This is a genomic window from Cognataquiflexum nitidum (assembly GCF_022538055.1).
Classification (GTDB): Bacteria; Bacteroidota; Bacteroidia; order Cytophagales; family Cyclobacteriaceae; genus Cognataquiflexum; species Cognataquiflexum nitidum.
In genome coordinates, this window is record NZ_JAKZAM010000017.1 from 94925 (window position 1) to 111464 (window position 16540).

At 42.9% G+C, this 16540-nt stretch carries 3 protein-coding genes and 1 pseudogene; 2 read left to right on the forward strand and 2 right to left on the reverse strand.

The window, feature by feature from the left end:
* The first annotated feature begins 6 nt into the window (after nucleotides 1–6).
* Together MMU07_RS12905 and MMU07_RS12910 are read left to right on the forward strand one after the other, a co-directional pair.
* Nucleotides 7–12825 carry a DUF7507 domain-containing protein gene (locus tag MMU07_RS12905; RefSeq protein ID WP_241126290.1) on the forward strand — a complete coding sequence of 4273 codons (12819 nt, stop codon included), beginning with the start codon at nucleotides 7–9 and terminating at the stop codon, nucleotides 12823–12825.
* Nucleotides 12826–12879: 54 nt separating this feature from the next.
* A complete protein-coding gene (locus tag MMU07_RS12910; RefSeq protein ID WP_241126291.1) occupies nucleotides 12880–15225 on the forward strand; it encodes an OmpA family protein in 2346 nt (781 codons plus the stop codon).
* Between the two features lie 410 nt (nucleotides 15226–15635).
* Here MMU07_RS12910 and MMU07_RS12915 read toward each other — a convergent pair whose 3' ends face one another.
* Nucleotides 15636–16154 (reverse strand): pyridoxamine 5'-phosphate oxidase family protein, encoded by a 519-nt coding sequence (locus MMU07_RS12915; RefSeq protein ID WP_241126292.1) that lies wholly within the window; start codon nucleotides 16152–16154, stop codon nucleotides 15636–15638.
* Nucleotides 16155–16180: 26 nt separating this feature from the next.
* A pseudogene (locus MMU07_RS12920) lies at nucleotides 16181–16447 on the reverse strand (DUF4142 domain-containing protein); the annotation flags it as partial.
* Nucleotides 16448–16540: the final 93 nt, after the last annotated feature.

Below are 16540 nucleotides of genomic sequence, written 5' to 3' on the forward strand. Positions count from 1 at the left end.
CTTTTTATGAAAAATCACATTCTTTTATCAGAAATAAGTAAAGCTTCTAAACTCATTTTTTTTGCTTCTTTTATTTTTTTATTTGTTTTTTCTGCTTCAGGACAAAATGACAACCGAGTGCCGTTTAAACATCGGGTAGGTAATTTTGCACCGGATGATAATATTTTTAGGTTGAGAGGAGATTTTACAATTATTGGAAATACCAATCTTACACTTGTAAACTATTCCGAATCCACCAATAATTCGAACAGTCAAATGAAGTATGTGGATATAGACAATGATGCTTCTACAGTCAACTCTTCATCTTCAAATTTGACTTTTTCAGCTGAAAACAACGCAGACCCTAATTGTTCAGAGATTGTTTATGCAGGTCTTTATTGGTCAGGAAGGGCTAATCCAAGCGTGGGACTCACATTTGACGTTTTGAGAGGAACAGGGGTGGGTTCATCCCAATCGGTTACCAACGAACTGCAAACTGTCAATCATAACCAAAGTGTAGATTATTCATCCTACTCATTATCGATATCCCGTCGAGGCGAGCGGGGGGAGCGGTTCCCAAGATATAATTTAACTTCATCAGGTGGTGCAAATACTTATCAATTCGAATTCACAAATGCTTCCTCAAATCCTGGAAGATATAGAATTGGGTCAAATGGTGATTGGATTACCCTGACAAATCAAAATTTGTCAGTATCAGGAAACGTAGCCACACTGACATTTAATCCAATAAGCATTGTTGAAGGAAACATCACTCTTACCATTGGAAGTCTACAAAGAAATACCTCAATCAATGAATCAGATTATGAGGGTAGCCAAAACTTGGTTAGGGTTATTGCCAACGGAACATATGCTGAAGAAATTGAACTCTATCAAACGCTGGATAAGCGAAAAATAAAGCTAAAAGGACCCGGAACTTCAGCGTATACAGAGATAACTGCAAGTTCAAACAATATTCTATATCCGTCCGGCGAACTTGGTGATATGTATGTCGGATATTCTGATGTCACCCAATATGTAAAATCTCAGGGCTTAGGTACATATACGGTTGCTGACATTGCTTTGACTGAAGGAGATGGTGGAGATACAGGATATTATGGGCATTGGGGTATCATAGTGGTCTATGAAAACTCAAAAATGAACTGGAGAGATGTAACAGTTTTTGATGGGTATTCTTTTGTTCGTTCAACAGGAAACCAAGCACAAGTTACAGGAGAGCTTTTCATTGATGGATTCAATGCTATTCAAAATGGAGACGTAAACCTGAAACTAGGAGTCATGGCAGGAGAAGGGGATAGAGGTATTTCAGGTGATTTTCTAGAAATCAGAAATGCGGCAAATACAGAATGGGTAAGATTGTCACATCCCTTAAATTCGACAGGGAATTTTTTCAATTCTTCCATTTACACTCCCACATTGACTAATAGCGGAACCTTGGTAGCTAATCCAAGAAACCCTAATCTACTAAATAACACAGGTATAGACATTGCCATGTGGAATGTTCCCAATACCAATAATTCCATTATTACCAATAGTCAAACCTCGACCACCTTTAGATATGGGACCAACCAAGATTTGTATAATATCTATGCAATAGCATTTGCAGTAGATGCTTACATCCCTGATGTACAAGGGTTAAATCGTGTTGTAGCAATCAATGGTGTCGAACCAGGATCCAATCCAACCACATTGCCGGGGCAAGAAATCGAATATTCTCTTGAAATAAGAAATCTTGGATCAGAGGGAATTGAAAACACAAAAATTGTGATCCCTATTCCTTACACAACATCATTTGTAAGTGCGAGTTTTCAGTCATTTTTTACTCCAAATACTATTTCCCAACCCTATTTTGATCCTGCGTTGGGAGCGACGGGTTCAATTGTCTGGGAACTGGGCGAAATTCCTGTATCTGTGGATATTATGGATATTCTAGCTAAGTTGACCTACAAACTAAAAACAACCGAAGACTGTTTCTTGCTTGCAAATGCTGACTGCGAGGCATATGTTGCTGTTTTGGGCAACATTTCAGGAAAAGGCATGATTTCCCAAAGCGAATTCAATACTGTTCAATTAACCCATGGTTTTTTAGATGGGGATTGTGAAGGTGAACCTATTCAGTCAGCTTTGGTAATCCCAATTGTAGGTGCTGCTGAATTTGTCAATCAAAATTGTGCAGAAGCAGATATTTTTAAAGAATTTTTCTTTTGCAATGTTGATTTAAACCAGGGAGTTTCTGTCAATTCCATTAAAAACTCTTTTCCTATTGGCACACGGTTTTTTAGCGGATCAGATCCAAATACCTCTATTGAATTCACCTTAACCAATCCATTCCCTGCAAATGATGGCGTATATTATGCTATTCCACCAAATTCAAGTGATTGTGTATTCCAATTCAGAATCATTGTAACAATTGTGGTTTCTAATCCCTCCCTGCCGGATGCAAGTGAATTAGAATTTTGTATCGGGGAGCAAGTTCCTGATTTAAACACTTTGATTACTCCAAGTAATTTGGGAAGTCCCGAAGTTTTTAATGTTTACTTTTTTACAAGTGAAGTTGGTGGCGTTGCACAAAGTGGATTTCAAGTTAATTCAAACAGTGCCGGTCAAATTCAACTTTGGGTAGCTGAAGGGTATTCAGCAAACTGCTTAGGACCAAGAATTCCTGTAAGTGTAAATATTAATGCACCCCCGGCAACACCGATAGCAAACGACCAATTAGTTTGTTTTCAAGAGGGGATTTCATTACTTGCATCTGCAGTTGTTGATGAGGGTTTAGAAATAAGGTGGTTCGATAATTTAGTTGGTGGAAATCCTGTCTTATCCCCTACTCTTACCAATCTAGGTAATATCACTTTTTATGCTGAGTCGTTCAATCCTATAACAGGTTGTGTTAGTTTAGAAAGAACTCCAGTTACCTTATCCATTTTTAATTGTGAAATCCTGTTTGAAAAAACAGGAAACCTCTCTGATTTCGATGGAAATGGATCAATCAATGTTGGTGACAAAATCATCTATACTTTTTCCATAACAAATAATGGTAATGCCCCAATTTTAAATATTTCTGTTAATGACCCACAGGTAAATGTTATTGGAGGACCAATAGTTAGCTTAGGTGCTGGTGCTACAGACAACACTACTTTCATAGCTGAACATATTTTAACGCAAGAAGACTTTGATTTAGGTTCGCATTCAAATACTGCGATCGCTACCGGAACTGCATTAGGAACTTCGCTGAATTCATCAGATACCGACGTTCAGAATTTTACCCAAAGCCCTGCCCTTTCCATCACCAAGACAGCAACCGAGTCAAGCTTTGCCGCTGTCGGGGATGTATTGAACTACAGCATTGTCGTGACCAATACAGGAAACGTGACTTTGAGCAATGTTGCTGTAAGCGATCCTCTGACAGGACTGAATACAACAATCGCTTCTTTGGCTCCTTTGGCCTCTGAGTCAATTGCTACTTCTTATACAGTAAATCAGTCTGATATCGATGCAGGAAAAGTAGACAACATCGCTTCCGCTGCTGTGGGTGCTGTCAATGTTTCTGCTTCCGAGTCTGTAACTGCAACACAAACTCCTGCCCTTTCCATCACCAAGACAGCAACCGAGTCAAGCTTTGCCGCTGTTGGGGATGTATTGAACTATACAATTGTCGTGACCAATACAGGTAACGTGACTTTGGAAAACATTGCTGTGAGCGATCCTCTGACAGGACTGAATACAACAATCGCTTCTTTGGCACCTTTGGCCTCTGAGTCAATTGTTACTTCTTATACAGTAACTCAGTCTGATATCGATGCAGGAAAAGTGGACAATACCGCTTCCGCTGCTGTGGGTGCTGTCAATGTTTCTGCTTCCGAGTCTGTAACTGCAACACAAAGCCCTGCCCTTTCCATCACCAAAACAGCAACCGAGTCAAGCTTCGCCGCTGTTGGGGATGTATTGAACTATACCATAGTTGTGACCAATACAGGAAACGTGACTTTGAGCAATGTTGCTGTAAGCGATCCTTTGACAGGATTGAACACTTCTATTTCAAGTCTTGCACCTGGATCAAGTGAATCCATTCCGACTTCTTATACCGTCACACAGGCTGATATCGATGCAGGAAAAGTAGACAACATCGCTTCGGCGGCTGTGGGTGCTGTCAATGTTTCTGCTTCCGAGTCTGTAACTGCAACACAAACTCCTGCCCTTTCCATCACCAAAACAGCAACCGAATCAAGCTTCGCAGCTGTTGGGGATGTATTGAACTACACCATTGTGGTAACCAATACAGGAAACATTACCTTGAATAATATCTCGGTTTCTGATCCTCTGACAGGACTGAATACAACAATTGCTTCTTTGGCACCTTTGGCCTCTGAGTCAATTGCTACTTCTTATACAGTAACTCAGTCTGATATCGATGCAGGAAAAGTGGACAACATTGCTTCCGCTGCTGTGGGTGCTGTGAATGTTTCCGCTTCCGAGTCTGTAACTGCAACACAAAGCCCTGCCCTTTCCATCACCAAGACAGCAACCGAGTCAAGCTTCGCAGCTGTTGGGGATGTATTGAACTACACCATTGTGGTAACCAATACAGGAAACATTACCTTGAATAATATCTCGGTTTCTGATCCTCTGACAGGACTGAATACAACAATTGCTTCTTTGGCACCTTTGGCCTCTGAGTCAATTGCTACTTCTTATACAGTAACTCAGTCTGATATCGATGCCGGAAAAGTAGACAATACCGCTTCCGCTGCTGTGGGTGCTGTTAATGTTTCTGCTTCCGAGTCTGTAACTGCAACACAAAGCCCTGCCCTTTCCATCACCAAGACAGCAACCGAGTCAAGCTTTGCCGCTGTCGGGGATGTATTGAATTACACCATTGTCGTGACCAATACAGGAAACGTGACTTTGGAAAACATTACTGTGAGCGATCCTCTGACAGGACTGAATACTTCTATTTCAAGTCTTGCACCTGGATCAAGTGAATCCATTCCGACTTCTTATACCGTCACACAGGCTGATATCGATGCAGGAAAAGTAGACAACATCGCTTCCGCTGCTGTGGGTGCTGTGAATGTTTCTGCTTCCGAGTCGGTAACTGCAACGCAAAGCCCTGCCCTTTCCATTACCAAGACAGCAACCGAGTCAAGCTTCGCCGCTGTTGGGGATGTATTGAATTACAGCATTGTCGTGACCAATACAGGTAACGTGACTTTGGAAAACATTGCTGTGAGCGATCCTCTGACAGGACTGAATACAACAATCGCTTCTTTGGCACCTTTGGCCTCTGAGTCAATTGTTACTTCTTATACAGTAACTCAGTCTGATATCGATGCAGGAAAAGTAGACAACATTGCTTCCGCTGCTGTGGGTGCTGTCAATGTTTCCGCTTCCGAGTCGGTAACTGCAACACAAACTCCTGCCCTTTCCATCACCAAGACAGCAACCGAGTCAACCTTCTCCGCTGTTGGGGATGTATTGAATTACAGCATTGTGGTGACCAATACAGGTAACGTGACTTTGGAAAACATTGCTGTGAGCGATCCTCTGACAGGATTGAATACTTCTATTTCAAGTCTTACACCTGGATCAAGTGAATCCATTCCGACTTCTTATACCGTCACACAGGCTGACATTGATGCCGGAAAAGTAGACAACATTGCTTCGGCTGCTGTGGGTGCTGTGAATGTTTCTGCTTCCGAGTCGGTGACTGCAACACAAAGCCCTGCCCTTTCCATCACCAAAACAGCAACCGAGTCAAGCTTTGCCGCTGTTGGGGATGTATTGAACTACACCATTGTGGTAACCAATACAGGAAACGTGACTTTGAGCAATGTTGCTGTAAGCGATCCTCTGACAGGATTGAATACTTCTATTTCAAGTCTTGCACCCGGATCAAGTGAATCCATTCCGACTTCTTATACCGTCACACAGGCTGACATTGATGCAGGAAAAGTGGACAATACCGCTTCGGCTACTTTCGGTACAGTGAATGTTTCCGCTTCCGAGTCGGTAACTGCAACACAAACTCCTGCCCTTTCCATCACCAAGACAGCAACCGAGTCAACCTTCTCCGCTGTTGGGGATGTATTGAATTACAGCATTGTGGTGACCAATACAGGTAACGTGACTTTGGAAAACATTGCTGTGAGCGATCCTCTGACAGGATTGAATACTTCTATTTCAAGTCTTACACCTGGATCAAGTGAATCCATTCCGACTTCTTATACCGTCACACAGGCTGACATTGATGCCGGAAAAGTAGACAACATTGCTTCGGCTGCTGTGGGTGCTGTGAATGTTTCTGCTTCCGAGTCGGTGACTGCAACACAAAGCCCTGCCCTTTCCATCACCAAAACAGCAACCGAGTCAAGCTTTGCCGCTGTTGGGGATGTATTGAACTACAGCATTGTCGTGACCAATACAGGTAATGTGACTTTGAGCAATATCTCGGTTTCTGATCCTTTGACAGGACTGAATACAACAATCGCTTCTTTGGCACCTTTGGCCTCTGAGTCAATTGCTACTTCTTATACAGTAACTCAGTCTGATATCGATGCAGGAAAAGTAGACAACATCGCTTCCGCTGCTGTGGGTGCTGTCAATGTTTCTGCTTCCGAGTCGGTAACTGCAACACAAACTCCTGCCCTTTCCATCGCCAAGACAGCAACCGAATCAAGCTTTGCCGCTGTCGGGGATGTATTGAATTACAGCATTGTCGTGACCAATACAGGTAACGTGACTTTGAGCAATATCTCGGTTTCTGATCCTTTGACAGGATTGAATACAACAATCGCTTCTTTGGCGCCTTTGGCCTTTGAGTCAATCCCGACTTCTTATACCGTCACACAGGCGGATATCGATGCAGGAAAAGTAGACAATACTGCTTCCGCTGCTGTGGGTGCTGTCAATGTTTCTGCTTCTGAGTCGGTAACTGCAACACAAACTCCTGCCCTTTCCATCACCAAAACAGCAACCGAGTCAAGCTTTGCCGCTGTCGGGGATGTATTGAATTACAGCATTGTCGTGACCAATACAGGTAACGTGACTTTGGAAAACATTGCTGTAAGCGATCCTCTTACAGGTTTGAATACAACAATTGCTTCTTTGGCACCTTTGGCCTCTGAGTCAATTGTTACTTCTTATACAGTAACTCAGTCTGATATCGATGCCGGAAAAGTAGACAACATCGCTTCCGCTGCTGTGGGTGCTGTGAATGTTTCTGCTTCCGAGTCGGTAACTGCAACGCAAAGCCCTGCCCTTTCCATCACCAAAACAGCAACCGAGTCAAGCTTTGCCGCTGTCGGGGATGTATTGAACTACACCATTGTGGTAACCAATACAGGAAACATTACCTTGAATAATATCTCGGTTTCTGATCCTTTGACAGGATTGAATACAACAATCGCTTCTTTGGCACCTTTGGCCTCTGAGTCAATTGTTACTTCTTATCCAGTAACTCAGTCTGATATCGATGCAGGAAAAGTAGACAATACTGCTTCCGCTGCTGTGGGTGCTGTGAATGTTTCTGCTTCCGAGTCGGTAACTGCAACACAAACTCCTGCCCTTTCCATCACCAAGACAGCAACTGAGTCAAGCTTCGCCGCTGTCGGGGATGTATTGAATTACACCATTGTCGTGACCAATACAGGTAACGTGACTTTGAGCAATATCTCGGTTTCTGATCCTTTGACAGGACTGAATACAACAATCGCTTCTTTGGCGCCTTTGGCCTCTGAGTCAATTGCTACTTCTTATACCGTCACACAGTCTGATATCGATGCAGGAAAAGTGGACAACATCGCTTCCGCTACTGTCGGTACAGTGAATGTTTCTGCTTCCGAGTCGGTAACTGCAACACAAAGCCCTGCCCTTTCCATCACCAAGACAGCAACCGAGTCAAGCTTCGCCGCTGTCGGGGATGTATTGAACTACAGCATTGTGGTAACCAATACAGGAAACATTACCTTGAATAATATCTCGGTTTCTGATCCTTTGACAGGATTGAATACAACAATCGCTTCTTTGGCGCCTTTGGCCTCTGAGTCAATCCCTACTTCTTATACCGTCACACAGGCTGACATCGATGCAGGAAAAGTCGACAACACGGCTTCGGCGGCTGTCGGTACAGTGAATGTTTCCGCTTCCGAGTCTGTAACTGCAACACAAAGCCCTGCCCTTTCCATCACCAAAACAGCAACCGAGTCAAGCTTCGCCGCTGTCGGGGATGTATTGAACTACAGCATTGTCGTGACCAATACAGGTAACGTGACTTTGAGCAATATTGCTGTGAGCGATCCTCTGACAGGATTGAATACAACGATCGCTTCTTTGGCGCCTTTGGCCTCTGAGTCAATCCCTACTTCTTATACCGTCACACAGGCTGACATCGATGCAGGAAAAGTCGACAACACGGCTTCGGCGGCTGTCGGTACAGTGAATGTTTCCGCTTCCGAGTCTGTAACTGCAACACAAAGCCCTGCCCTTTCCATCACCAAAACAGCAACCGAGTCAAGCTTCGCCGCTGTCGGGGATGTATTGAACTACAGCATTGTCGTGACCAATACAGGTAACGTGACTTTGAGCAATATTGCTGTGAGCGATCCTCTGACAGGATTGAATACAACGATCGCTTCTTTGGCGCCTTTGGCCTCTGAGTCAATCCCTACTTCTTATACCGTCACACAGGCTGACATCGATGCAGGAAAAGTCGACAACACGGCTTCGGCGGCTGTCGGTACAGTGAATGTTTCTGCTTCTGAGTCGGTAACTGCAACACAAAGCCCTGCCCTTTCCATTACCAAGACAGCAACCGAGTCAAGCTTTGCCGCTGTTGGGGATGTATTGAACTACAGCATTGTGGTAACCAATACAGGTAATGTGACTTTGAGCAATATCTCGGTTTCTGATCCTTTGACAGGACTGAATACAACAATCGCTTCTTTGGCGCCTTTGGCCTCTGAGTCAATTGTTACTTCTTATACAGTAACTCAGTCTGATATCGATGCAGGAAAAGTAGACAACATCGCTTCGGCGGCTGTGGGTGCTGTCAATGTTTCTGCTTCCGAGTCTGTAACTGCAACACAAACTCCTGCCCTTTCCATCACCAAAACAGCAACCGAGTCAAGCTTTGCCGCTGTTGGGGATGTATTGAACTACACCATTGTGGTAACCAATACAGGAAACATTACCTTGAATAATATCTCGGTTTCTGATCCTCTGACAGGACTGAATACAACAATTGCTTCTTTGGCACCTTTGGCCTCTGAGTCAATTGCTACTTCTTATACAGTAACTCAGTCTGATATCGATGCAGGAAAAGTAGACAACATCGCTTCCGCTGCTGTGGGTGCTGTCAATGTTTCTGCTTCCGAGTCGGTAACTGCAACACAAACTCCTGCCCTTTCCATCACCAAGACAGCAACCGAGTCAACCTTCTCCGCTGTTGGGGATGTATTGAATTACAGCATTGTCGTGACCAATACAGGTAACGTGACTTTGGAAAACATTGCTGTAAGCGATCCTCTTACAGGTTTGAATACAACAATCGCTTCTTTGGCACCTTTGGCCTCTGAGTCAATCCCTACTTCTTATACCGTCACACAGGCGGATATCGATGCAGGAAAAGTCGACAACACGGCTTCGGCTGCTGTCGGTACTGTCAATGTTTCTGCTTCTGAGTCTGTAACTGCAACACAAAGCCCTGCCCTTTCCATCACCAAGACAGCAACCGAGTCAAGCTTTGCCGCTGTCGGGGATGTATTGAATTACAGCATTGTGGTAACCAATACAGGTAATGTGACTTTGAGCAATATCTCGGTTTCTGATCCTCTGACAGGACTGAATACAACAATCGCTTCTTTGGCACCTTTGGCTTCTGAGTCAATCCCGACTTCTTATACCGTCACACAGGCGGATATCGATGCAGGAAAAGTCGACAACACGGCTTCGGCTGCTGTCGGTACTGTCAATGTTTCTGCTTCTGAGTCTGTAACTGCAACACAAAGCCCTGCCCTTTCCATCACCAAGACAGCAACCGAGTCAAGCTTTGCCGCTGTCGGGGATGTATTGAATTACACCATTGTCGTGACCAATACAGGAAACGTGACTTTGGAAAACATTACTGTGAGCGATCCTCTGACAGGACTGAATACTTCTATTTCAAGTCTTGCACCTGGATCAAGTGAATCCATTCCGACTTCTTATACCGTCACACAGGCTGATATCGATGCAGGAAAAGTGGACAACATTGCTTCCGCTACTGTCGGTACAGTGAATGTTTCTGCTTCTGAGTCGGTAACTGCAACACAAAGCCCTGCCCTTTCCATCACCAAGACAGCAACCGAGTCAAGCTTTGCCGCTGTTGGGGATGTATTGAATTACAGCATTGTCGTGACCAATACAGGAAACGTGACTTTGGAAAACATTACTGTGAGCGATCCTCTGACAGGACTGAATACAACAATCGCTTCCTTGGCGCCTTTGGCCTCTGAGTCAATTCCGACTTCTTATACCGTCACACAAGCGGATATCGATGCAGGAAAAGTGGACAACATTGCTTCCGCTGCTGTGGGTGCTGTCAATGTTTCTGCTTCCGAGTCTGTAACTGCAACACAAACTCCTGCCCTTTCCATCACCAAGACAGCAACCGAGTCAACCTTCTCCGCTGTTGGGGATGTATTGAACTACAGCATTGTGGTAACCAATACAGGAAACATTACCTTGAATAATATCTCGGTTTCTGATCCTTTGACAGGACTGAATACAACAATTGCTTCTTTGGCACCTTTGGCCTCTGAGTCAATCCCGACTTCTTATACCATAACACAGGCGGATATCGATGCAGGAAAAGTCGACAATATTGCTTCTGCTGCTGTAGGTGCTTTGAATGTTTCCGCTTCCGAGTCTGTAACTGCAACACAAACTCCTGCCCTTTCCATCACCAAGACAGCAACCGAGTCAAGCTTTGCCGCTGTTGGGGATGTATTGAACTACACCATTGTGGTGACCAATACAGGTAACGTGACTTTGGAAAACATTGCTGTGAGCGATCCTCTTACAGGTTTGAATACAACAATCGCTTCTTTGGCGCCTTTGGCCTCTGAGTCAATTCCGACTTCTTATACCGTCACACAGTCTGATATCGATGCAGGAAAAGTAAACAACATTGCTTCCGCTGCTGTGGGTGCTGTCAATGTTTCTGCTTCTGAGTCGGTAACTGCAACACAAACTCCTGCCCTTTCCATCACCAAGACAGCAACCGAGTCAAGCTTTGCCGCTGTTGGGGATGTATTGAATTACACCATTGTCGTGACCAATTCAGGTAACGTGACTTTGGAAAACATTGCTGTGAGCGATCCTCTGACAGGACTGAATACAACAATTGCTTCTTTGGCACCTTTGGCCTCTGAGTCAATTGCTACTTCTTATACAGTAACACAGGCTGATTTGGACAATGGTTTTGTGACCAACATAGCAATCACTGCGGGTGTTTCCGCTAATGATGAACCTGTAGAGGACAGTGATGAGATTACAGTAGGAGCTTCCTCAAACCCTAGTATTGAAGTGACCAAAACTGCAGACACCAGTACTTTCTCAGAAATCGGTGAAGTAATCACCTACACTATAACAGTAAAAAATACAGGCAATGTCACCCTTACAAATCTTTTGGTAAATGATCCATTAACCGGCCTAACTCAATTGATTCCAAGCTTGGCACCAGGGCAGGTCATTGACATTACAACAGAATATACTGTTCAATTAGAAGATTTGAACAGAGGTTCGATCACAAACAATGTGTCGGTCAAAACCAAATCTAAAGATGGAAAAGACATAGAAGAAAATGGTTCTGTTACTATTGGATCTTCCTCTAAGCCTATTGATGCGGTTGATGATGATATGGGTGAATACCCTGTGGATTTTGGAGGAGTTATAGGTAACCTATTGACAAACGACCTATTGGACAACATGGCTGTAAACTTCACAGATGTCAACTTCGAATTCACTGAGTTGGACGGTTTAGTGGGTTTACTGATAGAAGAAACCGGCGAACTAAGCCTGATCCCTGGTCTAAATGAGGCTCGTGAATATAGGTTGAAATACGTCCTAAGAGAGGCATTGAACCCCAATAACAGTGATGAAGCCTTTGTAGTATTTGAACTCTTGGAAAATGGTGTTGACCTTTCTGTAACCAAAACTTCCAATGGCATCGAAATCTACGAGGGAGATGAATTCGAATACGACATCGAGGTCCGCAACAATGGCGAAACGGATGCTAAAAATGTAATCATCGTTGATGACTTGCCAAATGGTCTATCTTACATTGGGTCTAGGATCGCGGAAAGTAGTCCTTCTATTCAAGTTGGAACTGCAGTCAATGGCTCAAAAATCACCTTCACAATTCCACTTTTCCCTGCAGGAACTAGGGTATTGATTAAAGTCAGCGTGAAGGCAAATCCAATCAACAGCGAAAAAGCACTTCAGATCACCAATATTGTGAATGTTTCTTCTGATGAGGAGGATACCAACATGGACGACAACAATGATTCCGATGTCAACCAGATCAATCCATTCTTTATACCGACTGTTATCACTCCAAATGGCGACGGTCTTAATGACAGGTTTGAAATCAAAGGCCTTGGTAAATTCGAAACCAATGACATCGTCATCTTCAACAGAAATGGAGACCATGTATTTGAAAGAAAGAACTATGAGAATGATTGGTCTGCAGAAGGACTTGTTGCAGGCACCTATTTCTTCGTAATGAAATCCATTGACCGACAAGGGAAACTTCATGAGTTCCAAGGTTGGATACAAGTAATAAAAAGATAAGCCCTAGTATTTATTTAAATTAAAAAAAATTAAACAATCGAAATGAATCTGATTATGAGAAAGTTTTTGATAACAGCAGTTTTTGCGTTGCTGATGGGCTTATCCGCATTGCCTTTGCATGCACAAAACTCATTGCTAAGGTATGCGGATAAACAATTTGAATTGGAAAACTTTAGCCATGCGGCTGCACTGTATGAACAGGCACACGACCGCAAGCCAACTCATGCAAATGCCCAAAAGGCGGCTTTGTCTTACCAAAATATTCAAGAATATGAAAAAAGTTTTGAATGGTGGAAGACAACAATAGCATATGAGGAAGCCTCAAGAGAGGACTTTTTAAATTACCTGTTGGCAGCAATGAAAGCTGAAAACGGCATGACTTCGCAGGAACTACTTGTAGGAAGTCCTTTCAAAGAATCGGCTTTCCCAGAAATCAACTTTGACAAAATCAGAGAACTTAACGACAAAAAGGCAAATGTCAAACTGGTGCAGCCTAAAGGAATTAACAGTGATGGCTCTGACTTTAGAATCACAGAAGACAAAGAAGGCAATAAATACTTTACAAGTGACAGAGGTTCAGTTTTCCTCTCAGAAAAACCAGCTGTGAGACTGGATGCCAAAAGCAAAGTATTCAGTGAAGAAAAAAGTGATTTGAACGACCGTGAGTATTTCGGAATCTACAGGTACTCCAACAGCGATGATCTAAATAAAATGACGTTTGATGTACCGGGAGGTCTGGTTTATTCTGATCCCTCATTGATGGAAAGTAAAAATCTCCTTTTTTACACGACATTTAGAAACATTAGGAAGGTAAATAAAACAAGAGAGTTTGAAGTCCATCCTGAGATTTTCTTCAGTACCATTTCGGCAAATGGAACGCTCTCTGACAACAAGGCATTTCCGATCAATGATGCAACAAAGTATGGGGTAATGCATCCTTTCATCGATGAGAAAGAAAAGAAAATCTATTTTTCTTCTGATATGCCGGGAGGTTTGGGAGGCTTTGACCTTTATTATGTCACTTACGACAATGACTTGAATTTTGGCAATCCTGTCAACCTAGGTTCCTCTGTGAATACGGTGGATGATGAAAGCCATCCATTTATTATGGGAGAAAAATTCTTCTTTTCATCTAAAGGCCATGATGGTCTTGGAGGTATGGATATTTTTCAGGCATCCTATGCCAACGGTTCATTTGGCAATATTGAAAATATGGGAGTCCCCTTCAACTCGCCTAGAGATGATTTTGGCTACTTCATTACATCGAAGGGTAAGCGATATCTTTCCTCAGACCGAAAAGGCGGGATGGGTTTAGATGACATTTACTTGATTGAAGACCTGAACAAATACCTTTTGGCAAGGGTGACTGACTGTAACGGCAATGTTATTTCGGAAGAGTTTGAAACAACTTTGACAATCAAAAATCAAAATGAAAACCTACCGACTAGAAGAGGAACAAAATCTGAGCTATTAGGAGACCTTTTACCCGAAACAGATTATACTTTAACGATCAGCAAAAAGGGCTATTTCAGAATCAATGACCATGACATCAGCACCAAAGGCTTGCAAGGAGATACTTTGAGAAAAGAGTATAGACTTGCTCCAATCCCTTACAATATGCCAGTATTTGTCGATATCGTTTATTACGACCTCGACAAATCACAAATCAGAGCAAATGCACAGCCGACGCTAGATAAAATTGCTGATCTGATGAACAAGTATTCGTTTATTGACCTCAAAGTAGGTTCTCATACAGATGCACGCGCTAGCAAAGAATACAATGAGGCTTTGTCGGAAAGACGCGCAAATGCGGTCAGAGAATACCTCGCCAAATACAATATTCCCGAAAGCAGGGTGAAACTTGATTGGTTTGGTGAAGAGAAACGCACCAATGACTGTGGTGACGGGGTGTCATGCCCAGAAACAGAACACCAACTAAACAGGAGAAGTGAATTGGTATTGGAAGCTTTTCCTGATAAAAACATCGATTATGACTTGCCTGCAGAATTGATGGGCAAAGACATCTGCGATCCAGCAGCGCTATTTTCCGCACTGAACCATGATGTTCCCACCATTTATTTTGACTTTGACAAAGCTACGCTCAGACCGGTACATAAAACCGAATTGGAACGCCTTGCCCTACTTCTTCAAAGAATGCAAGGCATGAACCTTCAAATCGAAGGACATACAGATCAACGTGGCAATGAGGAATATAACTTGAAACTCTCCGAACGCAGGGCAAAAGCTGTTATGGATTACCTCGTAAAAAGAGGTGTTGAATTGGATAGAATGAGCAGCGAATGGCTTGGAAAAACAAAACCTGTTCATGATTGCGGCACAGTGCCTTGTACCGAATCCATGCATCAGATGAACAGAAGAACGGAACTACAGCTCAAATAATATTTACCGAAATTATTTTTTTAACTTTAATTGAAGAGTTATTCGATAGAAAAAGAGTCTCCTTCTGGGGGACTTTTTTTGTTTTTCCCTATCCAATACCAAAAGAAAAAAAGGTGAACCAAAAATCCTTCGATTACTGGATTCACCTTTATTTCCCGATCCAAAAGTGGATTTTTGCACCATTGTCTGACGCATGAGTAAAAAAGTATAAAAGGAATTTTGTATGTAGGCAATTATGCCAGCAAATTGGGTATCCATTAAAATTCTTGTCAGCGGACTGAAATACCCGGTACTTCCCTACCTTACGACAGGCTGGGGTCTTCCGACTTCTTTCCGAGCTATCGGAATTCCGTCCGCACTGAAGCAGAAAATAGGGTTACCGGCAAAGAAGCGTATACCCACAAAAGGAATTACAAACTATTCAGCTTCAAAGTACCTTCATTGCCATCTGCGAGGTTTTTCCCTGTCGCAGCTGAGGCCACCATTTTTAAGAAATTGATCATTTTATTTCCATCAGTATCCCAATAATAAGCGGTCGTAGGAATGACTTTTATGATTGAAATATTAGCGTCTTCTTTCCCTCCCGGAAACCAGGCATTGAGAACAGGTGACCAAAGCTCTTCGATCTTTTCCCCGTCATAGATCAACTCGGCCACACCGTTTACGATGAGAAAGCTGTCTTTTCCGGGATGGGAATAGAAAAGTTGAACATTTTCATCCTGATCTATTTCTTTGTTTTTATCGCTATCCGCGTTGCTGAAAAACCAGATATTACCTTCATCACAAACTTTTTGAGTGCTCATAGGTCTGCAAGATGCGCCATTATCTGTTTTCAGATTGGTACAAAACATACAAATATCTATGGCTTCGACGAGTTCTTTCAATTTGAGAATTGCCTCCTCGTTTCCCATATTTTTAATTCGACTCATTTTATTTCCGGTTTAAAAATTTAAGATTACAATTTATCACATTCCGCTTTACATGCTTTGGCGTGTTCAAGATGGGTTCTCATGGTTGGAAGCTTCTCGGCTGCCCAAGCTTTAATTTCTGCATCTTCAGAATTAGCAGCTGCATCTTCAAACAATTCAATAGCATCTTCATGGTGCTCCACCATCATGTCGCTGTAAGCTTTGCCAAAATCATTGCCTTCTTTTTCCATGAGGTCTTTTTGAGTTTCCATCGAATCTTCAGTAGCAGTAGCAGGGATGGCTACTGATTTTGATTGGGCTAAATTATTCGTAACTACTCAGGTTCTATTTAATTAACCGGAATTCAAGTTTTTTAATTGGTAACTGCTTTTGGGTTTAGCCTGTGT

Excerpts from the sequence above, each read along its gene's own strand:
- MMU07_RS12905 (WP_241126290.1), top strand. The coding sequence starts at position 7 with ATGAAAAATCACATTCTTTTATCAGAAATAAGTAAAGCTTCTAAACTC.
- MMU07_RS12910 (WP_241126291.1), top strand. The coding sequence starts at position 12,880 with ATGAGAAAGTTTTTGATAACAGCAGTTTTTGCGTTGCTGATGGGCTTA.
- MMU07_RS12915 (WP_241126292.1), bottom strand. The coding sequence starts at position 16,154 with ATGAGTCGAATTAAAAATATGGGAAACGAGGAGGCAATTCTCAAATTG.